Origin of the sequence: Dokdonia sp. Asnod1-B02, from assembly GCF_045063955.1 — a bacterium.
Classification (GTDB): domain Bacteria; phylum Bacteroidota; class Bacteroidia; order Flavobacteriales; family Flavobacteriaceae; genus Dokdonia.
The window spans coordinates 60,788-86,555 of the sequence record NZ_JBEFNW010000002.1; the positions used below are offsets into that span (position 1 = coordinate 60,788).

A 25,768-nucleotide genomic window follows, 5' to 3' on the forward strand; every position below is an offset into this window, starting at 1 on the left:
CTAATTATTGAAAATAGGTCAGTAAGTTTGCTTTTTGACTAGCAGAAACCATTACCTCTTTCCCACTACTCAACACGACGCTTCCTCCTTTACCCTTTTTGTAGGCGGTGATTTCGTTTACGTTCACTAAATATGATTTATGAACACGTGCAAATCCAAAATCTGTAAGCGCATCTTGAAAAAATTTAAGTGTTTTACTTACCAATTTCTTCTCGTCATTTTTTAGAAAAATCTCTGTGTAGTTATCATCTGCTTTGCAATATAAAATATCTTGTGCAGATAGCACTTCAAAACCATCTTGTACTGGAATAGTGATTTTACCTTGCTTGTCAATGGTATGTGCAGTGAGCACTTTACTATCTAAAGCATTTTCTTTTATCTTTACCTCGCTCACATAATCTACCGCTTTAATTAGCTCATCTATAGAAACCGGCTTTAGTAGATAGTAAGATGCGTGTGTGTTAAGCGCATCCATGGCATACTGATTATATGCTGTCACAAAAACCGTCTCAAAACTACGGTCGCCTACTTGCTCCAGTAAATCAAAAGCGTTGCCCTTAGGCATTTCTACATCTAGAAAAACCAAGTCAAGCTCATGGTTTCTTATGAGTACCAACGCTTCATCAACATTTGCTGCCTCACCTACGATGTCAACTTTAGGACAGTACTTAGTGAGATAGTTACGCAAGATCTCTCTACTAGTTTCTTCGTCTTCTACTATAATGGTTTTGAGTTTCATGTATTATACTTTTTTAAGCGTGAGCGTCACCTTTGTTCCTTCTCCAGTATCAAAAACATCAGAAACCGCGACAGCAATACGATCACCGTACATCTCATTGAGAATAGCAATTCGCTTTTTAATGTTTCCCATTCCCTTAGATTTTTGTTTCTTTTGATTCTCAGTCTTTAATGCTTTACTACGAGTACGTCCTACCCCATCATCTGATACTGTTATTATTGCTGTATTCTCATCTTTCTGATCAAAACTAATGCGCAGCATACCTTTCTCTTCTTTGTAGCGCATTCCATGCCACACAGCGTTTTCTACATAAGGCTGCAATAACATAGGTGGAATCATAAAGGAGCTTACATCTAGCGCTTCATCTACCTCAATCTCATAATCAAAGCGATCTTTGAATCTAAAATGCTCTAGCATAGTGTACCTCTTGATAAGGTCTATCTCACTAGACAGAGGTATAAAATCTTCCTCACTATTCTCTAGCACGGCTCTCATGAGAATAGAAAAATCTGAAAGATATTTATTGGCAGTACGTTCATCATTAGTTGCTATGAAGCTATTAACCGAATTCAATGCATTAAAAATAAAATGCGGATTCATTTGTGATCGCAAACTTTTGAGAGCAAGTAGGTTATTTGCGTATTGCTGCTTCTTACTACTTCTATACATAGAGAATGCAGTAAGCAGCAATAATGCCGTAACCAGTATGAGAGATCCAATGATTACTTTCTGCCTAGTATCTCTAGCCTCTACAAGTTCTTGTTCTTGGAAAGCAAGCTGATATCGACTCTCATTAAGTTGTCTGTCTTTTTCAAGACTAATAATTCTATTCTGCTTTTCGGTAATATCCTTTGCAAAGCGCGTTGCTTGGGAGATTTCTTGCTCTTTGCGGCTATAACTAAGGTCTACAATATTTTTATATGCCTCATAAGCTTCCTTGGCTTTATCGATATCACCTTTATCGCGGTATACCTCAGAGAGTCTACGTCTTGCATTTTTCTCGACTATGAGGTCTTCCTTATCACGTGCTTCTTCTATACTCTTCTCTAAAAAAGGAATAGACTCTTCATATTTATTCTGTGCTGCTAGCGCAAATCCTATTTTATAGTTTTGCTTTTGTACTGTTATCACATCATCATTAGCTATAGAATCTGGTGCAACAAGATTCATATCTTCTATTGCGGATTTACGTAGTTCAATCTCTGCGTCATAAGATTTATTCCTACTATAATAATCTGCTACTTTTGTCTTTGCTCTTACAGCAGACTCTGTTTTTTCGATATTAGATAACTCGGCAGCCTTAGAGTAATTTAGAGCAGCCGCTTGCGGTGCTCCTTGTTGATCATAAGCATCACCTATTTTGGTATTTAGTCTTGCTGCGTCTGATGGCTTTTGAAGTTGGGTGACTTTTTTCTCCACTTCTTCATAATTTGTAATAGAAGTTACGTAATCTCCAGTTGCAACATAAGCATCACCTAGCCCCTCTTTTACAGTTATTTGTTGTGTTGCAGTAAGTTTCTTCTCTGCAAGCTTCGTGTATAGCCTTATAGACTCTTGATAATTCTTATTGTCATAATATGCCTGAGCAAGCGCAATTTCTACTGCAATACTCGGCTCATTTTTAATACTCAACTTATAATTAGTCACCGCAAGATCGTACTGCTTCCAGTGTCTATAAATATCTCCCAGTAACTTGAAACTTCTAGCTCTTTCACTTGTGGTAATAGTAGGGACAGAAAGTGCTTTTGCAACATTATCAACACCAGCTGCGGCATTTGATTTGTAAACTAACGTTGCTTGATTAATAAGTGAGTTAAAAGTAATAGGAGGAGCTTGAACATCTAAAACCTCATCAAACTCAACCATTTTTTCTATAGGTCTCACCTCTAATTTTATGCGTTGTTGATCTTTAATCGTGTAAAAGACCGTCTCAAAATCTTCACTACGTATCACAAGCTCATCACCTACTTTGGCAGCTATTCTAAACTCACCATCACTCCCTGAAGTGGTGTAAGCTCCACCAGTGACCTCTACATTTGCTTTGGCAACAGGTTTCATATACTCATTATCAAGTATACTTCCCTTCAATATAAAAACTCTATTAGTGCTCCTACTAACCGCCTCGCGTTCCTGTTGCGCAAGAACTGTGTACGTCCCCAGCAAAAGAATAAGTATTAATAATATGTGATTTCTTGTTTTCATTGTAGTCAAACTTACTCTAAAAAAGTAGCATCTTAAAATCGTAAAAAATGCAAACACGCATATTTTCATGGTTTTACACATAAAAACGTTCCTTTCACTAAGCGCACAGGGTTGTTCACTCATTCATATGTTCTGTTTCCTCATTCTATCTAAAATTTGACTTTTGATAATAGTAATTTTGAATTCTATTCATCATAAAAATCAGCAAATGAAAACTCTTTTTATTCTAGCAATGACACTTGCATTACACAGCGGACTCTTAGCCACAAATGGAAATGTGAATGGGCACGCTTTCGCGAAAGCGGAAAAAAATCACGCCTCATCATTAAAAAAAGATCCCGTACAAAATACCATCAAAGTAGCACTACTCTTAGACACTTCTAATAGTATGGATGGGTTGATTGATCAAGCTAGAGCACAATTGTGGGAGCTAGTCAACGAACTAGCCGAAGCCAAATGCGGAAATGAAAGTCGTCCAGCTCTTAAAATTGCTCTTTATGAATATGGGAATGACAGGCTCAATGCAAGAGAAGGATATATACGTATGGTGAGTGCTTTTAGTACAGATCTGGATGAAATCTCTAAAAACCTCTTTTCTCTCACAACAAATGGAGGAAACGAATATTGCGGTAATGTGATTCAAAATTCGCTCAATCAATTAGAGTGGGGTAAAAACAAAAACGATCTCAACCTTATTTTTATAGCTGGTAATGAACCTTTTGATCAAGGACCAGTGCGTTACCAAGATGCTGCCAGCAATGCCTGCGGAAAGGATGTCACTATAAACACAATTTTTTGTGGTGATTATAATGAAGGGCTCAACACAAATTGGAAAGATGGCGCATCACTTACTCAAGGAGATTACATAGCAATAAATAGTGATCGCGCTACTGTACACGTACCATCACCATATGACGATAAGATCTTACAAAAGAATGAAGAGCTTAACAAAACCTATGTAGGATATGGAAATCTCGCCTCATCTAAGCTTGCTCTGCAAAGTAGTCAAGACAGCAATGCACAATCTTATGGTAATGCAAATGCTGTAAAAAGAGCAGTGAGCAAAAGCTCTAGATTATATAAAAATACTAGCTGGGACCTTGTAGATGCCATGGAAGAAAATGAAGAAATCATAGTAGAGCTCAAAGAAACTAGTCTCCCTCAAGAACTCAAAGGGAAAACCGAACAGGAAATAAAAAAGTACGTTTCTAAGAAAAAAGAGCAACGCATGGCAATACAACAAGAAATTGCTGATCTTAATGCAAAACGTAAAGAGTTTCTTGAATCTAAAACCAATGCTAAAGACAATGAACTTCGCAACGCACTAGTGGATGCCATAAAAAAACAAGGTCGATTAAAAAATTACAGCTGGGAATAACCAATTCAACTATTTAACTACAAACATCTTGCATATGTGGTTAAATGCAAGATGTTTTACTTTATGATATCCTTAACGTCTATACAAAAACCTCTCACCGTATAACTAAGAAGTAAACACTAAACTAAACACTTATGATTATTTCAAGAGTTACAAAGAATACCCTACTTATTGCAATGACTGCTGGAGCACTTACATCTTGCGTCTCAAAAAAGAAATACACTCAGCTTCAATCTGAGTATGACACTACAAAAGTTACTTTGACTAAAACTAAAGTTGAAAAAGAGGAAATAGAAGCAAAATATGCAGCTATTGAGCAACGTGTGGATGATTACAATACTAAAATCAATTCTCTACGTGATACTAACGTTGATTTGCAAGCTTCTAACGATGCTAAATTTGAGATTACTACAAATGGTACCGTAATGTCAGAAAACACAAAGCAGAAGTTAAGAGCAGCACTCGCAAATGTAGATCCAAGTGAGCTTGCTCAAGCACAAACACTAGAAGACTCTATGAACCTTGCAGTTTCTCATAAACTTAAACGTAACCTTGATAAAGATATTTATGGAGCAAATGCCCTTGATGATATTAACATTGATATAGATGATACTGTAGTACAGATTTCTATTTCAGATAAAATGCTATTTCGCTCTGGGAGTTATAGAGTAAGCAAGGAAGCAGATGCTCTTTTGAGACGTATTGCTGCCGTTGTAAATTCTGAACCAGCTGTAGAAGTAATGGTAGAAGGTCACACAGATAGTCGTACTGTAAAGAAAGGCTCATACCTCAAGGATAACTGGGATCTAAGTGTACAACGTGCTACAGCAATCGTACGTGAGCTGCAAACTAAGCACAATGTAGATCCATCAAAACTAATTGCTTCTGGACGTAGTAGCTATGTTCCTTTAGTAGAAAATGATAGTAAAGAGAATATGTCAAGAAATAGAAGAACTAGAATTTTAATTCTACCTAATCTAGATAAATTTCTAGCACTCATGGCTTCTAATGAATAAGAGATATAACCTCATATAATTATAAAACTAAAAATCCCTCGCCATGACTGGCGAGGGATTTTTTCATATTTTAAACTAGATATCTAACCGAATGCTAGTTGATAGCTGGACAGTTACAATCATAAGGTTCTTTATTTTTACCAAGGTTGATACCCAACGTAATTTGGTGAAAACCACCGTTAGTTAACACTACTGAGTTGCTTTGATATGAATACGTATATCCAAACATAAAACGATCATACATACCTCCTACAAATGGTGTTACATACTGAAGTTTTTGAGTGTCTACAGATTCTCCATTAGTAGTAAACTCTGCTCCGTCAAAACTTCTTCTATAAGAAAGACCTCCCCATAATCTACCCCAGTCTGTTTTATAATATGCCTTACCGTTTACATCTATTGTAGCTTCGCCTGTACTATCTGTAGCTTGAAACATTACAGATGGCTCAAAACTCCATTCAGAATAATTAGGAGAAATTGTATACGCCATAGATATTAAATAGCGACGCTGGTTGTTAGGCTCAAAATCTTCACTGAAAATATCACGCTTTACTGGAATGGCATTCTTAACAGTAAAATGTGTAGAGAAATTTAAAAAATTATAAGACATTCCAAAGTCTATATTTAAATAAGAATCACTCTGCTCTATCCCAGCTATAATAGGATCAAAATCTGTAAGGTCAAAATTAGTTTCATCAAGCTTACCTTGAATAATTCCTGCACTTATCCCAAAAGAAAGCTGATTTAAATCTACATAGTTACGCCCTAACATTAAGTGATATGCAAAAGTAGCGTACACCCCTTGTTGAGAAAAATAGCCATTACTATCATTAAAGAGAACACCACCTATTCCTATATTATCTCCTATTCTACCATTTAAACTTACTGTTTGAAGTGCTGGAGCATCATCTACTCCTGCCCATTGTGATCTAGCTGTCCCTCTTAACTTTGTAGTTTGAGAAGCTCCTGCCATTGATGGGTGAAGTAGATATAAATTATCCTGTAAATAATCAAGATATACTGGAATACCTTCTTGCGCCATCGCAAATTGTGCAAAAAACAATGCTATTAGAAAGTAGGATTTCTTTAAACTCATGGACTTTTCTTTTTCTATACGGCTACAAATCGAAGATATTATGACCCTTACGACTGTATACTTTAAACTTGAGTAAAATCTATAAAAGACAATACTTCCATAGCTCTCAAATATAGGACTTTTTACAATACATCACGCTATATAACTCCCCAACTACGATGTAGATACCCTCAATATTAACTAGTACACGCAAATATATGACACGTATGATAACAGACTTAAAGAGTAAATATTCATAAAGCCATTACCCATACTTTATATACCAAGTACGCTCCATCTTCCATACCTTTGTAAAAAAATTATCAATGTCAACATATAGTATATCTGTAGAAGGAACTTCTAACCCTGCTATTAAAAAATTTCAGGCAGATCAGTTTCTAGTTAATCATAACAGCTACGAATTTAAAAATATAGATGAAGCTGCAAATTCGCCGCTTGCTCAACAGTTATTTTATCTTCCATTTGTAAAGACAGTGTATATTACTCAAAACTTTGTTGCTATAGAAAAGTACAACATTGTAGAGTGGATAGATGTACAACAAGAAGTTGCAAATCAAATAGAAGACTATCTTAATGATAATGGACTTGTTATCATAGAAGATGTTGCTGCAAAAAAAATACCAGTAACAGTTTATGCAGAGTCTACACCTAATCCATCAACACTTAAGTTTGTTGCAAACAAGAAGCTTGTAACTACGGCTTTTGAATTTAAAAGTATAGATGACACTGCAAATGCTCCTATGGCAAAGGCTTTATTTCACCTTCCTTATGTAAAGGAAGTCTTCTTTGATGAAAATTATATTTCTGTTCAAAAATATGATGTTGCAGAGTGGGATGAAGTCGTAACTGAAACAAGAGAGTTTATACGTGATTACATCCAAGATGGAAAAGAAATTGTAACAGCAGCTCAACTTAAAACGCCACAGCAAGCAGAAGCGATTGCCGAAGAAAAGTTTGAGACTTTAGACGATATTTCTAAGGAAATAGTAAATATTATTGAAGAGTATGTAAAGCCAGCAGTTGCAAGTGATGGTGGTAACATCATGTTCAAAAACTACGATCCAAAAACACAGAACGTTTCTGTAATTCTACAGGGAGCTTGTAGCGGATGTCCTTCAAGTACATTCACACTTAAAAATGGTATTGAAAACATGCTTAAGCAAATGTTACCTGGAAAAATAAATATGGTAGAAGCTATCAACGGATAATTATCTTCTATTACTACTAAGTGAAAATGCCCTTTACATCATAAATGTAAAGGGCATTTTATTTATTCTCAATTAGTAGTCTCAACCACTAATTCAATTACTATTTAAAAGCATTTTCACCTGTTATATCTAAACCGGTTATAAGAAGGTGAATATCATGTGTTCCTTCATAAGTGATTACACTCTCAAGATTCATCATATGGCGCATGATGCTGTATTCTCCAGTAATCCCCATACCACCTAGGATCTGACGTGCTTCGCGAGCAATTTTTATTGCCATATCAACATTGTTACGTTTTGCCATTGAGATTTGAGCAGAGGTTGCTCTATCCTCATTTTTAAGCTGCCCTAATCTTAGTGCAAGCAACTGTGCTTTTGTAATCTCTGTAATCATCTCTGCAAGCTTCTTTTGTTGCAATTGGAATGCAGCAATAGGCTTCCCAAACTGGATACGCTCTTTTGCATAACGCAATGCAGTATCATAACAATCCATTGCAGCACCTATAGCTCCCCAAGCAATACCATAACGAGCCGAATCAAGACAACCTAATGGCGCTCCTAATCCAGATTTATTAGGCAATAAATTTTCTTTAGGGACTTTTACATCTTGAAAGATCAATTCTCCTGTTGCACTTGCTCTAAGCGACCACTTATTATGAGTTTCTGGAGTAGAAAATCCTTCCATTCCTCTTTCTACAATAAGTCCGTGTATGCGTCCTTCTTCATTCTTTGCCCATACTACAGCCACATCGCAAAAAGGACTGTTTGAAATCCATAATTTGGCTCCATTAAGAAGATAATGGTCTCCCATATCTTTAAAATTTGTGACCATCCCACTAGGATTAGACCCGTGATCTGGTTCTGTAAGTCCAAAGGAACCCATAAACTCACCAGAAGCAAGTTTAGGCAAGAACTTGTTGCGTTGCTCCTCAGATCCATATTTCCATATAGGATACATTACTAGGGATGATTGTACAGATGCAGTAGATCGCACTCCAGAATCACCACGCTCTATTTCTTGCATGATAAGACCATAAGAAATTTGATCTAAGCCAGCACCACCATATTGTTCAGGAATATAAGGACCAAAAGCTCCTATCTCTGCAAGTCCAGGGATGATTGATTTTGGGAATTTTGCATCTTGTGCAGCTTGTTCTATTATAGGAGAAACGTCTCGCTTAACCCAAGCACGCGCAGCATCTCGTATTAACTTATGTTCTTCTGTTAAAAGGTCGTCTAGATTGTAATAATCAGGAGCTTCAAAAAGATCTGGTCTCATAGCATTTATTTTAGCGTAGTAAAAGTAACGAAAACGTTTTCACTGCCCAAAATTCCTACTACATTTTGAGGTAGAAGTCTTTAACTAGAGAAATATAGTCATCTGTATAATCGTGACGTTTATGCTCTATAGTAAGCTCTTTGGTTTTTGGTTCGCTTTCGCGAAAGCGGAATTCCATCAAACTCCTTTTAATAGGCGAAGTTGGGTTACCCTTTACTCGTGTAATTCTAGATGGGAATAAACCAGCACGAGAGCATAACAATATAAAGTCATCCTCCCTTTCATGAGGAATAATCACACTAAACGCCCCATCTTCTGATAGTAACTTTGCCACGGCACCTACGAGTAATTCAAAAGGCATTGACTCTTCTAAGCGTGCTTGTTCTCTAGCTTCTATTGCCGCACCATCCTTAGTAGATCGTGAACGCTGCAATGCTGTGGACTCATCATTGAGCGTCTCCATATAAAAAGGTGGATTGCACACAATGAGGTCGTACTCATCATCTATCTCTGCGGCAAATTCGTATAAATGCGCATGGTAACAAAAGAGTCTGTCTCCCCAAACGCTATTTTCAAAGTTTTCGGTAGCCTGCTCATAGGCATTATCATCTAGCTCTACAGCGTCTACAGTCATAGCATCACTGCGTTGCGCAAGCATTAATGCGATAACACCAGTACCAGTGCCAATATCTAATATACTGTCTGGATACTGAGTCACTGAAGTCCAAGCGCCAAGCAATACACCATCTGTGCCTATTTTCATAGCACAGCGATCTTGGGCTACCGTAAATTCTTTAAATTGAAAAGGCTTTAAAGACATCTACAGGTATAAATCAATCAATCCATCAGGAAGTTCGAAGTGCATTTGCTTGTTCTCGCGGTCTACTTTCTTGATAAACTCGTCTACCATAGGTATAAGCACTTGACTACCATCTCTGTCAATTTCAAAAATGGCCTGCGTGTTACTATCATTTACATATGTGATTGTACCTATCTCACCAAAGTCTTTATCAACCGCAGTAAATCCTACCACTTCATGGAAGTAAAATTGATCTCCTTTTAACTCAGGAAGCAAATCTAGTGGCAGGTATAAACCTGCGCCTATCATATCATCTGCATCTTCTTCTGTATCTATATCTTCAAATTTTACTCGAAGTAAACTAGACTTATGTAACTGAGAAGACTCTATAAAATATGGCACAAGACTAGGACCAAAATCAATAAACACAGAGTCCATGTCTACATATATTTCTGGTTCGTCAGTATCAAGTTTAGCTAGGAGTTCACCTTTAAAGCTATACTTTCTAACTATTTTTCCGAGGTAGAAACAATCTTCTTTTTTCATAGGGTGTAAAAATACGGGATATCTTATAAAAAGATGTAAAAGTTAATCGATAAGCAATCGCACACAGCAAGCTTATTTTATAGGAGGCTTTAGCTACTATTTAGTAATAATAAACTTAGACCATAAAAAATGCCCCAATAATTAAATTAGGGCATTTTCAAAATTTTGCGAAAGCATAACGCTTCCACTAGATTTTTTACTCTTCAGAATCTGAAGCTGCTGCTTCACCTTCTGCAGGTGCATCTTCAGTCTCTGCAACCACTTCTGGTTGAGCTGCTGCGATACGAGCCTCGTTTACAGCTTTTTCAGCTGCAAGAGCTTCTGCTTTTGCTTTTTCTTCTGCTTGAGAAAGATTTCCTTTCTTAGCTTCTACTTTACCAGCTTTCTCCTCTACCCAAGCATTGAATTTTTCTTCTGCTTGCTCTTCAGTAAGTGCACCTTTACGTACACCACCAGCTAGGTGATTTTTAAGCATTGCTCCTTTATAAGAAAGAAGACGCTTTGCAGTCTCAGTAGGCTGCGCTCCGTTTTGTAACCATGTTACAGCAAGATCAACATCAAGGTCAATGATTGCTGGGTTACTGTTAGGATTGTAAGTACCTATTTTTTCTAAGTATTTACCATCTCTCTTTGCGCGAGCATCTGCTGCTACAACCCAGTAAAAAGGTTTACCTTTCTTACCGTGTCTTTGTAATCTAATTTTAACTGACATAAAAGTTAATTTGTGAGGTACCCGACCCCGTTTTTAAATAAGTCTGCAAATATACTATAATTTTTCTGGCACTCATCACGTTATATCTTTAATATAAAGTACTTTTGCCCTCTATTTCTGAATTTTTATTATGCGTAATTTACTATTTGCTCTCATCTCTATTGTTACATTTATTTCTTGTAGTACCATAGAAGATAACACACCTGCACTGCAAGGTGTACGCGACACTGTATTACTGCGTACTTCAGACAGTCGAGCAATTTTTGATGAAGACGGAGATTTATTGATACGCGGAGAACTTGGCGCAGAAGTAATAAGCTTTCAAATAGAAAATCAAGCACAAACTCAAATTACATTTGGCGGTCAGAACAATCCTAGTGTTGCTAGCTATGTTAACAAAGATGGAAAGGTTTTTACTACTGCATCATCCCAAGCTAGCGGTCTATTAGACTTTACATTTAACGGAAACAATACGATTTCTGGTGATTTTAAATTTACTGCCTTTACTCCGTCATTTGCAGATACTGTAGTATTTAGCAGAGGTGTCGTTTATAGAGTACCTATCCTTACTCCAGTAGTAATTCAACCAGAAATTGAGGATATAGATGATAATTTTGAAGCTCTTATCAATACAACGGTATTTAACTCAATAGTTATCAATCATGTTGTTTCTGGTAATGTTATTACGGTTCTAGGTCGCACATCTTCTACCAATATAGCTATAAGTTTCCCTATAAACAGCACACCTGGAACATACACCATTGGTTCAAATCCTGACTTCTCTGCCGCTTACACCACTCCTTCTGGAATATCAAATGCTGTATCTGGTGAGATTACAATTATAGCAAATGATCAAGAAAACAACATTGCTGTAGGAACATTTAACTTCATGACCGCTCAAGGCTTTTCAATTACTGATGGTGCGTTCACCATTAATTATTAGTAGAGCTGATATCCTATTATATCGCCTAATTTTAGTTTGCCCAACTAACAACTGATTACTTTAAATACCAAAAAACAACACTCTGCTATAGATAACCTTCTTAATTATCTATCGATTGTCGCTGCATATAGTTTATGTATTGTATTTACAATGGCAACAAATTACTCGCACTAGCATCAATCGCTTCCTATCTTATCATACTATTAAGACAATTAACATCGATTTACGTTAAAAGAAGCCAATTATAAATGTTTCTGGTTAAAGGTAGTTAAACTACTTATGTATAGTTCTTTATGCCTATATCTTTACATCAATACTAACAACAAAAACACATATTATGAACTATACAGAAGAAGTTGCAAATAAATTAAATAGCCTATTAACTAAGTCGTATGATGCAGAAGCTGGTTACAAGAAAGCAGCAGAAAATGTAAAAAATACTGGCTTAAAAAAATTTTTTCAAAATCGTGCACAAGACAGATATAACTTTGGACATGAAATTAAAGAAGAAGTAAGAAGTTTTGGACAAGAAGTAGATAAGGGAACAAGCTTCCAAGCAGACATGCACAGAGCATGGATGGACGTAAAAACTGCATTTTCTACAGATGACGATGAGTCAACACTAGAAGAAGCAATTCGTGGAGAAAAAGCATCAGTAGAAGCATATAACGAAGTACTCGCAGAGACGTCACTTCCAAGCTCAACAAGAAACGTACTAGAGAAGCAGCGCAATAGCATCCAGAATGCATTAAACGAAGTAAAAACTCTAGAAGAGTGGGCATAAGTATGTTATGCAACCCAGATAAAATTGAAAATCCAGCCATTATGGCTGGATTTTTTTTGTGCATAAAAGTTGATAACTCATAGCCGTAATCTCATGTAAAAAGCACTAAAATGTAGTACTTTTCATATCCACTTTTTCTACGCCTATGTACCTTATTTTTGACACCGAAACCACCGGACTTCCTAAAAATTGGAATGCTCCACTTACAGACTCAGATAACTGGCCTAGAGCGATTCAGATCGCTTGGCAGTTGCATGATGAGATGGGTAATGTCATAGAGCATCAAGATTATCTTATCAAACCAGATGGATTTGACATCCCTTATGATGCAGAGCGCATACACGGTATCTCCACAGCACTTGCCGAAAGAGACGGGATTGAACTTTCTGAAGTACTCTCAAAATTCAATATTGCACTCTCAAAATCAAAGTACGTAGTAGGTCAAAATGTAGGCTTTGATACAAATATCATGGGAGCCGAGTTTCACAGACTCAACATAGGTAATGATCTTCAAGAGTTACCAGTGCTAGACACTTGTACAGAAAAAACAGCAACCTTGTGCCAGCTACCCGGTGGACGTGGAGGTAAGTTTAAACTACCTACACTTACAGAACTACACAAGCACTTGTTTGGAGAAGGGTTTGGAGAAGCTCACAATGCCACGGCAGATGTGGAGGCAACTACACGTTGCTTTCTAGAACTTATACGCCAGCGTGTTTATACAAAGGAAGAGCTAGATGTTGCTCCAGATTATTTTGATAGATTCTCTCAATCTAATCCTCAGCCTATTACTTTTATTGGGCTTAAGCACATAAATCTTAAGAAGGCTTCGGCAAAAATTGCTCAAGCGCTCGCTGCTCAAGATGATACTCCAGAGATTTCTAAGGCAGAGATAGAAGAAAATAAAGAACAGCTTTCTGATGTAAAGTTTGCTCACCTTCATAATCACTCACAATTCTCCATATTACAATCTACCGCAAGCGTTCAAGATATTGTAAAAGCTGCTGCACTACACAAAATGCCCGCTGTTGCTATGACAGATATGGGAAATATGATGGGTGCTTTTCACTTTACAAAAGCGGTAAAAAGTCATAACGCTTTCGCGAAAGCGGAAAACACAAAACTCACAGAAGCTGGAGAAGCAGAAGAGCATGTGCCGCTTAAAGCCATCATAGGTTGCGAGTTTAATGTGTGTGTTGATCACAAAAACAAGAGCCAAAAAGACAACGGATATCAAATTGTCATTTTAGCCAAAAATAAAAACGGATATCAAAATCTCTGTAAAATGGCGTCTATAGCCTACACAGATGGTTTTTATTACGTTCCCCGTATAGACAAACAAGTTGTTGAGCAATACAAAGAAGATCTTATTGTACTTACCGGAAATTTATATGGTGAAGTGCCAAGTAAGATTCTTAATGTAGGAGAAAAACAAGCCGAGGAAGCTCTTATTTGGTGGAAAGAACAATTTGGCGACGACCTCTATGTCGAGATCATGCGTCACGGGCAAGAAGATGAAGATCGTGTGATGCCTGTTTTAATTTCGCTTTCGCGAAAGCATGATGTAAAACTTATCGCGTCTAACAACACCTTCTACATTGATAAGTCTGATGCAGATGCGCATGATGTTTTATTATGTGTAAAAGATGGTGAAAAAGTAGCCACACCAAAAGGTCGTGGTAGAGGATATCGTTTTGGATTACCCAATGACGAATACTACTTTAAGAGTGCTGATGAGATGAAAACGCTCTTTGCAGATGTGCCAGAAGCTATCTTAAATGTACAAGAGGTTGTTGATAAAATTGAACCTTACGAACTAGCAAGAGATGTATTACTTCCAGCATTTGACATACCACAAGAATTTGTATCTCCAGAAGACGCCATAGATGGTGGAAAACGTGGTGAAAACGCTTTCTTAAAACATCTTGTTTACGAGGGGGCAAAAAAACGATATGGCCAAGAGCTCTCTGAAGAAGTGGTAGAACGCTTAGACTTTGAGCTAGATGTAATTGAAAAAACCGGTTATCCGGGATACTTCTTGATTGTAGAAGATTTCATTAGAGAGGCTCGCAAGATGGATGTATCTGTGGGGCCAGGACGTGGATCTGCAGCGGGATCTGTGGCAGCATATTGTCTTTGGATTACAAATATTGATCCGCTTAAGTATGACTTACTTTTTGAGCGTTTCTTAAATCCGGATCGTGTAAGTATGCCCGATATTGATATTGACTTTGATGATGAAGGTCGCGGGCGAGTAATGCAATATGTAATTGATAAATATGGCGCAAATCAAGTAGCGCAGATTATTACCTACGGTACCATGGCTGCAAAGTCATCCATACGAGACACCTCTAGAGCACTAGACTTATCATTAGGGGATGCAGATAGAATAGCAAAGCTTATCCCTACGATGAGTAAGCTTAGAAAGATTTTTGGTAAAACAGATGCAGAGCTACGCAGCGCCTTTAGATCTGATGATTTACCTAAAGTACAAGAACTAATTACCCTAGAACAAGCCGACAATCTTGAAGGCCAGATGCTACGTCAAGCAAGACAGCTTGAAGGATCTGTACGTAACACGGGAATTCATGCCTGTGGTGTGATTATTACGCCTAGTGACATTACAAACTTTGTCCCTGTAGCACTAGCAAAAGATTCTGATCTCTACGTAACACAATTTGATAACTCGGTAGTTGAGGAGGCTGGACTACTAAAGATGGATTTCTTGGGTCTGAAGACCCTTACTTTAATAAAAGACACTGTAAAACTCGTCAAGTATAGACATGACGTAGATCTCGATCCAGAGAATTTTCCTCTTGACGATGAAAAAACGTATGAACTTTTCCAGCGTGGTGATACTGTAGGGATATTTCAATATGAATCACCAGGGATGCAAAAGCACATGCAATCTCTCAAACCTACCGTGTTTGAAGATCTTATTGCAATGAATGCGCTTTACCGTCCTGGACCTATGGAATATATTCCATCTTTCGTAAGAAGAAAGCATGGTGAAGAGGAGATAGAATATGACCTTCCTGCTATGGAAGAGTATCTAAAGGAAACGTACGGTATTACTGTCTATCAAGAGCAAGTAATGCTACTTTCTCAAAAGCTAGCCGACTTTACAAAGGGTGAGGCCGATGTACTTCGTAAGGCAATGGGTAAAAAGCAAATTGCCGTTCTTGATAAAATGAAGCCTAAATTTATAGAGCAGGCTTCTGCCAAAGGTCATGATCCAGAAAAGCTAGAAAAAATCTGGAAAGACTGGGAAGCATTTGCCGCTTATGCATTTAACAAGTCACACTCTACATGTTATGCGTGGATTGCTTATCAAACTGCTTACTTAAAAGCCCACTACCCTGCCGAGTATCTTGCTGCTGTACTTTCTAACAACATGAACGACATCAAGCAAGTAACGTTCTTCATGGAAGAAGCAAAACGCATGGGCCTTGAAGTATTAGGACCTGATGTGAATGAATCTTTTAGAAAATTTACAGTAAACGATAGTGGTGCTGTACGTTTCGGGATGGGTGCCGTAAAAGGTGTAGGTACTGGAGCTGTTGCGACCATTGTTGAAAATAGAAAGGATGGAAATTATAAATCTGTCTTTGACTTTGCACGACGCGTAGATTTACGAGCCGCAAATAAAAAAGCTTTCGAAAGTCTAGCGCTAGCTGGAGGTTTTGATGAAATGGATGGAGACACGCACCGAGCTCAATTCTTTAATCACGACGGAGATAACATTACCTTTTTAGAAAAAGCAGTAAAATATGGTGCACGCTACCAAGAAAATGAAAATAGCTCTCAGGTAAGTCTCTTTGGAGAATCTAGCGAAGTTCAAATACCAGAACCAGAAGTTCCTCCATGTGAGGAATGGGGAACTATGGAAAAACTAAAACGTGAGAAGGAGGTAGTAGGAGTATATATCTCAGGCCACCCGCTAGATGACTTCAAAACAGAAATGGAAACGTTTTGCAATGCAACGGTGTCAAACTTCCACCAGATGGAAGCTTATATTAACAGAGAGCTCACCTTTGGCGGTGTAATATCTGACGTACAACATCGTGTATCAAAAAATGGAAAAGGATGGGCTTCCTTTATAGTAGAAGACTTTACAGACACCTTTGAGTTTAGAATGTTTGGAGAGGAGTACCTCAAGATGCGTCACTTTTTGATTCCCAATAGCTTCATACACGCAAAAGTGTTTATAAAGGATGGCTTTACCAATAGAGAAACTGGTAGAAAAAGTGATCCAAGAACGCAGTTTAATAGCATCCAGCAATTGCAGGATGTAATGGAAACAAATGCAAAAAAACTAACCATTAATATCGATATTAATGAGGTTGCAGAGGCTCGCATAGAAGAAATAAAGAATATTCTTGACCTACATGTGGGTGAGGCTAAACTTCACTTTCAAGTCTTTGAACCACTTGAAAAACTCTTTGTGAAAATGCCCAGCAAGCGCATAAAAGTAAAAATCTGCCAAGAACTTCTTGACACTTTAGAAGAGAATAGCGTCCATTATAAACTCAACTAGTTACGCCACATTACGTGGAGCTACTAGCTCCCTTCGTACAAGTATAGTCACTTCCTCCTTGTAGCTCTCTGTCTGCAATGTGTAGGTGAACGCTTGTGGGTACTCGTTACTTTCGACACTTTGTATACTTGCTTGATGCAAAAGAAATGTTCCATAGTTAGGGTAGCCTAGGTATTTACAGAGCATCTCTATCATCTTTGCATTTGGCGATAGCTCTTCGTTATCTCCATCTTCTAGATAATTATTGTAATAATTAAGAAGTGTTCTTCTTGAGATTTGATAATTACACTCACACCAGAGACTATTTGCTAGGTGATCTGCCCATTGTGTTTTTGTGTTTCCAGGGGTTTCTGTTTGCGCTTTCGCGAAAGCGGACAAAACAATTTTTCTAAACATCATAATGGTAATTTTTGTTTCTAAATCATTCTTATATTTTTTTCAATTAGGGATTGGAAAGTATTTTCCATCGGTTTTCCATCTAGCACTCTTAACAAGCTAGATATTTACGTATCTAAAAGATAATCAGTACACAAAGAACGATAAATAGCAATAGGTTTCATAAAGGAAATCCATAAAATGCATCATATTTCTTTGTTTGTTAAGATTTTTCTTACAAAAAATATAACCCTGAAACATTAAAATTATGAAAGCAACAATTTACATCTTAGCATTTTTATTTATGGGAGTTACATTTACAGCATGTACTCCAGATACCGTAACAGAAGAAAGTGACCACATAGAAAGCACTTGGGGAGAGGATGATAACAATGAAGAAACAGAGGAAGATAAAGATGGTAATTAGACTATTTCTATCTTAATATTTTTTCCTTATTCGTATATTAGAGGGATGAAACAGCTTGTTCTGTCATCCCTTTTTTTGCTGTATAGTTTTACTGCTTACAGCGCCTTCCCACCTCAAAAACATAAAGCTGAGGATAGCTTACTGTATTACAAAAAGTTGAGCCGCACAAAAAAAGAATCTTACAAAGATAGGCTCGCCGCAAATGAAAAGGCTACTTACTGGTCAAAACAAGTATCAGACTCTGTATATCTTAAACAACTAGACTATAGGTGTAGCTTGTATAATTACGATAAGCAATACGACCAAGCTATTACCCAAAGCAAAAAGTTGTTATATGAAGCCACAAGACTTAAAAACAAAAGATTTATTGCTAAATCTTATTCTCTGTTAGGTGACTTTTATAAAAAGAAGCAGAATACCTCTGACGCTTTTACAAACTATGTGCACGCGATAGAGCTCTTTAGTGAGATAAAGGACAGCCTGCAGGTTATAAGAATTTCAAAAAAGGCTAGCTATATACAAGCCAGTCTTGGTGATATAGACGGAGCAGAATACACTATTGTTAATGCCCTTGACTATAGCGATGCACTAGAAGATCCCTCAGAAATTTCTTGGTTTTATGACATTCTAGGTAGGGTATATAGAGAGCGTGGCTTGTGGCAAGAAGCTATACGATATCATCGAAAAGCATTACAAATTGCAAATAACACAAGTAGCAAGGCTTCCCTTATTAACAATTATGCCATCACACTCCTAAAGTCTGGCGATAATGATGGGGCTATACAGCAGCTAGAAGTAGGTCTTTTATATAAAGACAGTATATCGCCTAACACGCTATTCCGTCTCAAAGATAATTATGGATTTGCAAAATCACGTGCTGGACACGATGACGCTATACCACTATTAAAGGAAGCATTAGCGTTGAGAAGTGGTATAGATGACATACCAGGAACATATGCAAGTCATATACACCTCGCCGAGGCTTATATGGCATTAGAAAATACCCAAGAAACTGCATATCACGCGCAACAAGCATATAATATTTCTTCCAAAGCTAACAATACAGAAGCTGTTATAAAGGCACTTGACTATTTAATACCTGTGACCAAAGAATCTAACGTGCTTTTTGAAGAATACACCTCCTTATCAGACTCTCTGACTAAAGCACAAAATAACGCTAAGTTTGAGTTTGCAAAACTTCGCTATGATGTAGAAAAGGCCGAAGAAAGAGAGAACATGGCCTTAAAAGAAATTACAGCTTCACAGCTGAGAGAGGGTGTAGCAATTAGAAAGATAAATTGGGCTCTCGCAGGTATAGGAGGTCTTTTAATCATTGGTGTTGTTTTTATACTTTACCAGCGTGAGCGATCAAAAAAACAGCGACTATTAGACCGTTATGAAACAGAAAAGCGTATCGCAAAAAAACTTCACGATGAGCTTGCAAACGAGATATACTTAGTAATGAACGAGGTTGAAAATGAAATACATTCTCCGGCTGTGGCAGATAGACTTGAGGATATCTACAAATTAAGTAGGGATCTCTCTAGAGAGACAAAACCTATACAGACTGATGAGAACTTTCCAACTGAGCTTGCAATGAACTTGCAAACGTATACCTCATCAGAACGTAAACTTATATTGAGGGGTCTTGAGTCTATAAACTGGAACGTTATTAAACCAGAAGTGAAAATCGAGATATACAGAGTACTTCAGGAATTAATGACTAATATGAGGAAGCACAGTAAAGCTTCTCTTGTAGCACTTGTTTTTAAAAGTGTAGATAAACTTTTAGAAATTAATTACAGTGACAATGGCAAAGGGGTGTCACTATCACGAGATAATCGCGGCAGCGGCTTATTAAATACACAAACCCGTCTAAAATCTTTAGGAGGACAAATAGAGTTTGACTCTGCCATAGACGAAGGTTTTAGAGCAGAATTATCAATTCCCATTTAATTTACGGTACCATGTTTAAAAAAATACTAGCGGCAGAAGATATAGATAACATTAAACTGGGTGTCTCTTCTATTCTTAAACAGCTCAAAATACCAGAAGTCGTACACGTTGAATATTGTGATGAGGCTTTTTTAGAGTTTAAAATGGCAATTCAAGACAATGCTCCTTTTGATCTTTTAATAACAGATCTTTCCTTTAAAGAATCTTATCGAAAAGAACGTCTTATCTCTGGAGAGCATCTTTTTAAAGCACTAAAAGATGTAGACCCTACTATAAAAGTAATCGTATACACTATGGAAGATCATCCTCAACGCTTTGACAGCCTCTGGAAGTCTGGCTTACTAGATGGTTATGTATGCAAGGATAGACGAGGGCTAGAAAACCTTAAAGAGGCCATAGAACAAGTTGCAAAGGGTGAGAAATACATCTCTCAACATCTTGCTGATAACGTTAAGCAAAAAAACCTGGTAGAACTTAACAACTATGACATTGAACTATTGAGTCTTCTTGCAGATGGTGCTACACAAGATGAAATACAGCATTATTTTAAATCTAAAAATATGAAACCCTTTAGCAGGAGTAGTATTGAGAAGCGACTACGCGAGTTACGCACGGAGTTTGGGGCAAAAACAACCATACATCTCATACGACTACTAGCTGATTTACGCCTTATTTAAAATAAATTTTAAATAAAAACACGCAAATAAAGGAAATGCGTAAAATTTTACCTCCATCCACTCCTATCTTTATAACACCATACAGTTCTCTTCCAAGAGGATATGTTTTTATTAAGTACTTGTAATTTGTTTTTTTGGAGAAACTTTATAGCATATTATACACAGTTTAATAATGCTCTGACGACTATTCTAAGGTCCCCCAACCGAAAAGCACCTTATCGATGTACCGATAGGTGTTTTTTTTTGCGCAAATAAAAAAAGCCTGCTCGAGAGCAGACTTTTTTGAAAGTTAAGATAATATCAATATTACATTTCTAATGCTTTCTTGATATCTCCATTCATTAATATATTGATAGGATCTTCTAGCGCTTCTTTTACTGCTACTAAGAATCCTACTGATTCTTTACCATCGATTATACGGTGATCATAAGATAGTGCCACAAACATAATAGGCGCTACAACAATACCACCATCTATTACAACAGGGCGTTCAACAATATTGTGCATTCCTAAAATTCCAGATTGTGGTGGATTGATTATAGGAGTAGATAACATAGAACCAAATACACCTCCGTTAGAGATAGTAAACGTTCCTCCTGTCATTTCATCTACTGTGATTTGTCCATCACGAGCTCTTATTGCAAGTCTCTTTACTTCGCTCTCTACGCCTCTAAAAGAAAGGTTCTCCACATTGCGCATCACAGGTACCATTAAACCTTTAGGTCCAGATACAGCGATAGAGATGTCCTTATAATCAAAAGTGATCATCTCCTTACCATCTATCATACTGTTAACAGAAGGATACATTTCTAATGCTCTTACTACAGCTAGTGTAAAGAAAGACATAAATCCAAGTCCTACACCATGCTTAGCCTTAAAGTCTTCTTTGTACTCCTTACGAAGATCAAAAATAGCTTGCATGTTTACCTCATTAAAGGTAGTAAGCATTGCAGTAGTATTCTTTGCCTCTACAAGACGCTCTGCTACTTTACGACGTAACATTGATAATTTAGTACGAGATTCTCCACGAGCTCCTGGTCCAGGAGTTCCCATAGATGGTCTAGCATTTACTGCATCATCCTTAGTGATACGTCCATCACGACCTGTACCTGTAACCGTTTTAGGGTCGATATCTTTTTCTGCAAGCACTTTCTTTGCTGCAGGGCTAGCAGATCCAGATGCATATGTTTTTTGAGTTTCAGCAGGAGCTTTTGCTCCAGTGTCTGGAGTTTTTGCTTGTTGCTTCTTTAGGTTCTTTTCGACATTTGCATCACCGCCACCTTCGTCACCACCTTCATAAGTAGTGGTTGCAGGAGCCTCTGCAGATGTATCGATAAGACACACAACAGCGCCCACCTCAACAGCATCACCTTCTTCGGCTTTGAGAGTAATTACTCCACTTGCTTCTGCAGGTAGCTCTAAAGTTGCTTTATCACTATCTACTTCGGCAATAGCCTGATCTTTTTCTACATAATCGCCGTCTGCAACGAGCCATTGTGCGATTTCAACTTCTGTGATGGATTCTCCCGGTGAAGGGACTTTCATTTCTAAAACCATAGTTGTTATAATTACGCTTTCGCGAAAGCGGAGTTTAATTCATTAATATCCATGTAAACAGCACTTTGTCTGTCATTATGGTGTTTGTTTATTAGCAATATTCTCAAAATTGAATATATACTAGACTAGTGTTGCGTCAAAAACGCTATCTATTACTTTTTTATGACGTGCTTTTGACCTTGTACTACTACCAGCTGCTGGTGAGGCATACACGCGGCGCGAGGCTACTCTAAGTTTTACTTGCTCAAAATTCATAAGCATATAACCCCAAGCTCCCATATTTTTAGGCTCTTCTTGTGCCCAAACGTAATCTGTTACATTAGGATAACTAGCAATAATCTCTTCCAGTTGCTTTTGTGGCAACGGGAATAATTGCTCGATACGCACCAATGCTACATCTTCACGTCCATTTTCTGTACGTCGTTCTAATAAATCATAGTAGAACTTACCTGTACAAAATACAAGAGAAGTAACCTTTTTCTTATCTACAGTTACATCATCAAAAACTTCTTGGAAGCTTCCAGTCGCAAGTTCTTCTTTACTACTTACTACTAGAGGATGTCTCAATAATGATTTAGGTGTAAAGACAACAAGTGGCTTTCTAAAATTCCACTTCATCTGGCGACGAAGCAGGTGAAAAAAGTTTGCTGGCGTCGTTACGTCTGCCATGATTAAGTTATCTGTAGCACATAGCTGAAGGTAACGTTCCATACGAGCACTTGAATGCTCAGAACCTTGTCCTTCATATCCATGAGGCAATAACATTACAAGACCATTCTGTGTCTTCCACTTAGACTCTGCAGCGCTTATGTATTGATCTAACATAATCTGAGCACCGTTTGAAAAATCTCCAAACTGAGCTTCCCAGATTGTAAGCGTTTTTGGGGATGCCATCGCATAGCCATAATCAAAACCTACAACACCATACTCAGAAAGTAGTGAGTTGTAAATATCCATTCTACCAGCAACGCCTAGACTATTGTGAAGATTAATCTCCTCAACATCATCTTCTGTCTTAATAATAGCATGACGGTGAGAGAACGTACCACGCTCTACATCTTGACCAGATATACGCACGTTAAAACCTTCTTCCATTAGTGAACCATAAGCAAGTAACTCACCCATACCCCAGTCTAACTTGTTAGTCTCTGTATATTGTTTATTACGATCTGCTACAATACGCTGGATTTTACGTATAAATTTTTTATCCTCAGGAAGCTTTGTAATACCATTTGCAATGGTGTCAAGCTTTTTCTGATCATAAGTAGTATCAATAGGAGCAAGGATATCTTCTCTACTACCTAACTCATACCCTTCCCAGTCATCTGCAAGAATTTCAGTAATGACTGTTTTATCTTTTTTACGGGACTCTTCTAGGTCTTCTTCTAGATCGTCTTTGTATTCTTTTTCTAGTTGTTTTACATGTCCATCTTGTATAACACCTTCTTTAATAAGGCGCTCTGCATAGATGTCTCTCGGGCTTGCGTGTTTTGCAATTGCCTTATATAAAAGTGGCTGCGTAAAACGTGGCTCATCACCTTCATTGTGCCCATACTTACGATATCCTAAAATATCTACAAATACGTCACGACCAAATTTCATTCTAAAGTCTAATGCAAATGCAAATGCATGACATACAGACTCCACATCATCTCCATTTACGTGTAGTACTGGTGATAATGTTACTTTACCAACATCTGTACTATATGTAGATGACCTTGCATCTAGATAGTTTGTTGTAAAACCTACTTGGTTATTCGCTACAATATGGATAGTTCCTCCAGTACGGTAACCTTCTAGTTGTGCCATTTGCACAATCTCATATACAATACCTTGCCCAGCAACTGCGGCATCACCGTGTATTGCTATAGGTAGTATTTTCTTCTCGTCTCCACCTAACTGATTATCAATCTTAGCACGAGACATTCCTTCTATAACTGCTCCTACAGTCTCAAGGTGAGACGGGTTAGGCGCTAGATCCATACGGATTTTTTCTCCTTTACTGCTTTCGCGAAAGCTCGTCCAACCCATGTGATATTTTACATCACCATCAAAAAGTTCATCTTCTGCATATTCCTTACCGTCAAATTCTGAGAAAATTGCCTCTGGCGATTTTCCGAAGATATTTGCAAGAACGTTAAGGCGACCACGGTGAGCCATCCCCACTACAAACTGTTCGATTCCATTATCTGAGCCACGCTCGATAAGCGTGTCTAATCCAGGAATCATAGCGTCAAGTCCTTCAACAGAAAAACGTTTTTGACCTACATATTTAGAATGTAAAAATCCTTCAAAAGAAGCTGTTTGATTAAGCTTTTTAAGAATATGTTTTTTCTCTTCGGCAGAGAATTCTGGGTGGTTATCGTTTTTGTTAAGCCAGTTTTGTATCCACGCAATCTCTTCTGGGTTACGTATATACATATACTCTATCCCAATGTGATCACAATAGATAGCTTCAAGGTGATTAACAATTTCGCGTAAGCTAGTTCTACCTAGACCTAAAATAGATCCAGCTTCAAACTGTAAAGTCATATCAGCTTGTGACAACCCAAAGTTTTCTATTTCAAGGGTAGGTGCGTACTTACGACGTTCACGCACAGGGTTAGTTTTCGTAAAGAGGTGACCTCTGTTACGATAAGCATCAATCAATTTTACAATTTGAAACTCCTTCTGTATTGCTTCTGGAATAGCAGCTGGAGTTGTTCCTGAATCGTCAGAAACTGGCTCAGCATTCTCTAGTCCAAAGTCAAAACCCTGGAAAAAAGCGCGCCAACTAGCTTCTACACTATCTGGATTTAGTAAATATTGATCGTAAAGCTCAGCAAAGTGAGCGGTATGTGCGGCATTCAGAAATGAAAATCTATCCATTTGATATTTTTGTTCTGCGTCTTGAGACAATAGAGACGCAAAAATACAATAATTAACATTTTCGTCCATATAATCCTTATATTTATAACACTTAATTATGATACGATTAACAATGAGAGAGAGAATTTCCTGCGCTATATTAGTTTTTAGTTTCCTGTTATTAGGAAACAACACCCTTTTTGCACAACAGACTACTACTACCCCAAAAAGTGATTTCTGGAGTAAGGTGCGTTTTGGTGGTGGATTAGGATTAAATTTTGGCCGAAACAATACAAACATCACGGTTGCGCCTAGCGCATTATACCAACCCAATCAATATGTTGCCTTTGGACCAGGGCTTAACTATACCTATCAAAAATTTGGTGATTTTAAAACTACACTTGTGGGAGCAAGTGCTATTGTGATTTCTAATCCTCTTGATTTCTTACAGCTTTCTGGAGAGTTTGAGCAGCTTCGCGTTTTTCAATCGGTTTCTGGACAACCAGATATTCCAAACTCTTGGAATACTGCACTTTTTCTTGGTGCGGGATACCGTCTTAACGTAGGAGGAAATAGCCTAGGCGCTATCGGAGTGCGTTACAATGTGCTTTTTGATAATGATGATTCTGTTTATGCAGATGCATGGCAACCTTTTGTGAGAGTATATTTCTAAAGAGACTTTTATAACAA

The 25,768-nt window shown here is 37.6% G+C and carries 20 protein-coding genes; 10 read left to right on the forward strand and 10 right to left on the reverse strand.

What is annotated here, in order from left to right:
- Positions 1 to 4: 4 nt before the first annotated feature.
- The gene (locus ACJJVU_RS00255) at positions 5 to 739 is read right to left on the reverse strand and encodes a LytR/AlgR family response regulator transcription factor (protein ID WP_405220965.1); all 735 of its coding nucleotides are present in this window, start codon (positions 737 to 739) and stop codon (positions 5 to 7) included.
- A 3-nt stretch (positions 740 to 742) separates the two neighbouring features.
- Positions 743 to 2,941 (reverse strand): histidine kinase, encoded by a 2,199-nt coding sequence (locus ACJJVU_RS00260; RefSeq protein WP_405220968.1) that lies wholly within the window; start codon positions 2,939 to 2,941, stop codon positions 743 to 745.
- A gap of 208 nt (positions 2,942 to 3,149) precedes the next feature.
- On the opposite strand from ACJJVU_RS00260, the gene ACJJVU_RS00265 reads away from it, so the two are divergent.
- On the forward strand, positions 3,150 to 4,319 hold the full coding sequence (locus tag ACJJVU_RS00265; RefSeq protein WP_405220971.1) for a VWA domain-containing protein: 1,170 nt from the start codon (positions 3,150 to 3,152) through the stop codon (positions 4,317 to 4,319).
- A 134-nt stretch (positions 4,320 to 4,453) separates the two neighbouring features.
- Entirely contained in the window at positions 4,454 to 5,335 is an 882-nt protein-coding gene (locus ACJJVU_RS00270; protein ID WP_339845446.1) for an OmpA family protein, read from the forward strand.
- 94 nt (positions 5,336 to 5,429) lie between these two features.
- Here the strand turns inward: ACJJVU_RS00270 and ACJJVU_RS00275 are convergent, their stop codons facing one another.
- Positions 5,430 to 6,431, reverse strand: coding sequence for a type IX secretion system membrane protein PorP/SprF (locus ACJJVU_RS00275; protein ID WP_339845448.1), 1,002 nt, complete (start codon positions 6,429 to 6,431; stop codon positions 5,430 to 5,432).
- A gap of 305 nt (positions 6,432 to 6,736) precedes the next feature.
- Here ACJJVU_RS00275 and ACJJVU_RS00280 point away from each other — a divergent pair, with 305 nt between their 5' ends.
- On the forward strand, positions 6,737 to 7,639 hold the full coding sequence (locus tag ACJJVU_RS00280) for a NifU family protein (RefSeq protein ID WP_013750336.1): 903 nt from the start codon (positions 6,737 to 6,739) through the stop codon (positions 7,637 to 7,639).
- A gap of 100 nt (positions 7,640 to 7,739) precedes the next feature.
- Here the strand turns inward: ACJJVU_RS00280 and ACJJVU_RS00285 are convergent, their stop codons facing one another.
- From ACJJVU_RS00285 to ACJJVU_RS00300, 4 genes are all read right to left on the reverse strand, one after another.
- Positions 7,740 to 8,918: an acyl-CoA dehydrogenase family protein gene (locus ACJJVU_RS00285; protein ID WP_339845453.1), complete on the reverse strand. Its 1,179-nt coding sequence runs from the start codon at positions 8,916 to 8,918 to the stop codon at positions 7,740 to 7,742.
- A gap of 58 nt (positions 8,919 to 8,976) precedes the next feature.
- On the reverse strand, positions 8,977 to 9,738 hold the full coding sequence (locus ACJJVU_RS00290; RefSeq protein ID WP_405220976.1) for a tRNA1(Val) (adenine(37)-N6)-methyltransferase: 762 nt from the start codon (positions 9,736 to 9,738) through the stop codon (positions 8,977 to 8,979).
- The gene (gene rimM, locus ACJJVU_RS00295) at positions 9,739 to 10,263 is read right to left on the reverse strand and encodes a ribosome maturation factor RimM (RefSeq protein ID WP_013750339.1); all 525 of its coding nucleotides are present in this window, start codon (positions 10,261 to 10,263) and stop codon (positions 9,739 to 9,741) included.
- A 196-nt stretch (positions 10,264 to 10,459) separates the two neighbouring features.
- Entirely contained in the window at positions 10,460 to 10,975 is a 516-nt protein-coding gene (locus ACJJVU_RS00300) for a 30S ribosomal protein S16 (RefSeq protein WP_108877753.1), read from the reverse strand.
- Positions 10,976 to 11,105: 130 nt separating this feature from the next.
- Here ACJJVU_RS00300 and ACJJVU_RS00305 point away from each other — a divergent pair, with 130 nt between their 5' ends.
- From ACJJVU_RS00305 to dnaE, 3 genes are all read left to right on the forward strand, one after another.
- Positions 11,106 to 11,918 (forward strand): DUF6252 family protein, encoded by an 813-nt coding sequence (locus ACJJVU_RS00305; protein ID WP_405220980.1) that lies wholly within the window; start codon positions 11,106 to 11,108, stop codon positions 11,916 to 11,918.
- 337 nt (positions 11,919 to 12,255) lie between these two features.
- Positions 12,256 to 12,702, forward strand: a complete 447-nt coding sequence (locus tag ACJJVU_RS00310; RefSeq protein ID WP_405220983.1) for a PA2169 family four-helix-bundle protein — start codon at positions 12,256 to 12,258, stop codon at positions 12,700 to 12,702.
- A 145-nt stretch (positions 12,703 to 12,847) separates the two neighbouring features.
- On the forward strand, positions 12,848 to 17,239 hold the full coding sequence (gene dnaE, locus ACJJVU_RS00315) for a DNA polymerase III subunit alpha (RefSeq protein WP_405220986.1): 4,392 nt from the start codon (positions 12,848 to 12,850) through the stop codon (positions 17,237 to 17,239).
- On the opposite strand, the gene ACJJVU_RS00320 is transcribed toward dnaE, so the two are convergent.
- On the reverse strand, positions 17,240 to 17,638 hold the full coding sequence (locus ACJJVU_RS00320; RefSeq protein ID WP_405220988.1) for a hypothetical protein: 399 nt from the start codon (positions 17,636 to 17,638) through the stop codon (positions 17,240 to 17,242). It lies immediately after the preceding gene.
- Between the two features lie 244 nt (positions 17,639 to 17,882).
- Between ACJJVU_RS00320 and ACJJVU_RS00325 the strand changes: the two genes are divergently transcribed.
- Genes ACJJVU_RS00325 through ACJJVU_RS00335 form a run of 3 tightly spaced genes read left to right on the forward strand, consistent with a single transcriptional unit; the run spans position 17,883 to position 20,674 of the window.
- Entirely contained in the window at positions 17,883 to 18,041 is a 159-nt protein-coding gene (locus ACJJVU_RS00325) for a hypothetical protein (RefSeq protein ID WP_298322567.1), read from the forward strand.
- Positions 18,042 to 18,086: 45 nt separating this feature from the next.
- On the forward strand, positions 18,087 to 19,997 hold the full coding sequence (locus ACJJVU_RS00330) for a tetratricopeptide repeat protein (RefSeq protein ID WP_405220992.1): 1,911 nt from the start codon (positions 18,087 to 18,089) through the stop codon (positions 19,995 to 19,997).
- Between the two features lie 11 nt (positions 19,998 to 20,008).
- Positions 20,009 to 20,674, forward strand: a complete 666-nt coding sequence (locus ACJJVU_RS00335; protein WP_405220995.1) for a DNA-binding response regulator — start codon at positions 20,009 to 20,011, stop codon at positions 20,672 to 20,674.
- A 306-nt stretch (positions 20,675 to 20,980) separates the two neighbouring features.
- Here the strand turns inward: ACJJVU_RS00335 and odhB are convergent, their stop codons facing one another.
- Together odhB and ACJJVU_RS00345 are read right to left on the reverse strand one after the other, a co-directional pair.
- Complete coding sequence (odhB, locus tag ACJJVU_RS00340) at positions 20,981 to 22,231, reverse strand: 2-oxoglutarate dehydrogenase complex dihydrolipoyllysine-residue succinyltransferase (RefSeq protein ID WP_405220998.1); 1,251 nt, start codon at positions 22,229 to 22,231, stop codon at positions 20,981 to 20,983.
- Between the two features lie 120 nt (positions 22,232 to 22,351).
- The gene (locus tag ACJJVU_RS00345) at positions 22,352 to 25,099 is read right to left on the reverse strand and encodes a 2-oxoglutarate dehydrogenase E1 component (protein WP_405221001.1); all 2,748 of its coding nucleotides are present in this window, start codon (positions 25,097 to 25,099) and stop codon (positions 22,352 to 22,354) included.
- Positions 25,100 to 25,196: 97 nt separating this feature from the next.
- Between ACJJVU_RS00345 and ACJJVU_RS00350 the strand changes: the two genes are divergently transcribed.
- The gene (locus tag ACJJVU_RS00350) at positions 25,197 to 25,751 is read left to right on the forward strand and encodes an alpha-ketoglutarate decarboxylase (RefSeq protein WP_298322583.1); all 555 of its coding nucleotides are present in this window, start codon (positions 25,197 to 25,199) and stop codon (positions 25,749 to 25,751) included.
- Positions 25,752 to 25,768 lie beyond the last annotated feature (17 nt).

Excerpts from the sequence above, each read along its gene's own strand:
- ACJJVU_RS00265 (WP_405220971.1), top strand. The coding sequence starts at position 3,150 with ATGAAAACTCTTTTTATTCTAGCAATGACACTTGCATTACACAGCGGA.
- ACJJVU_RS00310 (WP_405220983.1), top strand. The coding sequence starts at position 12,256 with ATGAACTATACAGAAGAAGTTGCAAATAAATTAAATAGCCTATTAACT.
- ACJJVU_RS00300 (WP_108877753.1), bottom strand. The coding sequence starts at position 10,975 with ATGTCAGTTAAAATTAGATTACAAAGACACGGTAAGAAAGGTAAACCT.
- ACJJVU_RS00285 (WP_339845453.1), bottom strand. The coding sequence starts at position 8,918 with ATGAGACCAGATCTTTTTGAAGCTCCTGATTATTACAATCTAGACGAC.
- ACJJVU_RS00325 (WP_298322567.1), top strand. The coding sequence starts at position 17,883 with ATGAAAGCAACAATTTACATCTTAGCATTTTTATTTATGGGAGTTACA.
- ACJJVU_RS00330 (WP_405220992.1), top strand. The coding sequence starts at position 18,087 with ATGAAACAGCTTGTTCTGTCATCCCTTTTTTTGCTGTATAGTTTTACT.
- ACJJVU_RS00320 (WP_405220988.1), bottom strand. The coding sequence starts at position 17,638 with ATGATGTTTAGAAAAATTGTTTTGTCCGCTTTCGCGAAAGCGCAAACA.
- ACJJVU_RS00275 (WP_339845448.1), bottom strand. The coding sequence starts at position 6,431 with ATGAGTTTAAAGAAATCCTACTTTCTAATAGCATTGTTTTTTGCACAA.
- ACJJVU_RS00305 (WP_405220980.1), top strand. The coding sequence starts at position 11,106 with ATGCGTAATTTACTATTTGCTCTCATCTCTATTGTTACATTTATTTCT.
- ACJJVU_RS00290 (WP_405220976.1), bottom strand. The coding sequence starts at position 9,738 with ATGTCTTTAAAGCCTTTTCAATTTAAAGAATTTACGGTAGCCCAAGAT.
- dnaE (WP_405220986.1), top strand. The coding sequence starts at position 12,848 with ATGTACCTTATTTTTGACACCGAAACCACCGGACTTCCTAAAAATTGG.
- odhB (WP_405220998.1), bottom strand. The coding sequence starts at position 22,231 with ATGGTTTTAGAAATGAAAGTCCCTTCACCGGGAGAATCCATCACAGAA.
- ACJJVU_RS00255 (WP_405220965.1), bottom strand. The coding sequence starts at position 739 with ATGAAACTCAAAACCATTATAGTAGAAGACGAAGAAACTAGTAGAGAG.
- ACJJVU_RS00280 (WP_013750336.1), top strand. The coding sequence starts at position 6,737 with ATGTCAACATATAGTATATCTGTAGAAGGAACTTCTAACCCTGCTATT.
- ACJJVU_RS00335 (WP_405220995.1), top strand. The coding sequence starts at position 20,009 with ATGTTTAAAAAAATACTAGCGGCAGAAGATATAGATAACATTAAACTG.
- ACJJVU_RS00350 (WP_298322583.1), top strand. The coding sequence starts at position 25,197 with ATGATACGATTAACAATGAGAGAGAGAATTTCCTGCGCTATATTAGTT.
- ACJJVU_RS00345 (WP_405221001.1), bottom strand. The coding sequence starts at position 25,099 with ATGGATAGATTTTCATTTCTGAATGCCGCACATACCGCTCACTTTGCT.
- rimM (WP_013750339.1), bottom strand. The coding sequence starts at position 10,263 with ATGAAAAAAGAAGATTGTTTCTACCTCGGAAAAATAGTTAGAAAGTAT.
- ACJJVU_RS00260 (WP_405220968.1), bottom strand. The coding sequence starts at position 2,941 with ATGAAAACAAGAAATCACATATTATTAATACTTATTCTTTTGCTGGGG.
- ACJJVU_RS00270 (WP_339845446.1), top strand. The coding sequence starts at position 4,454 with ATGATTATTTCAAGAGTTACAAAGAATACCCTACTTATTGCAATGACT.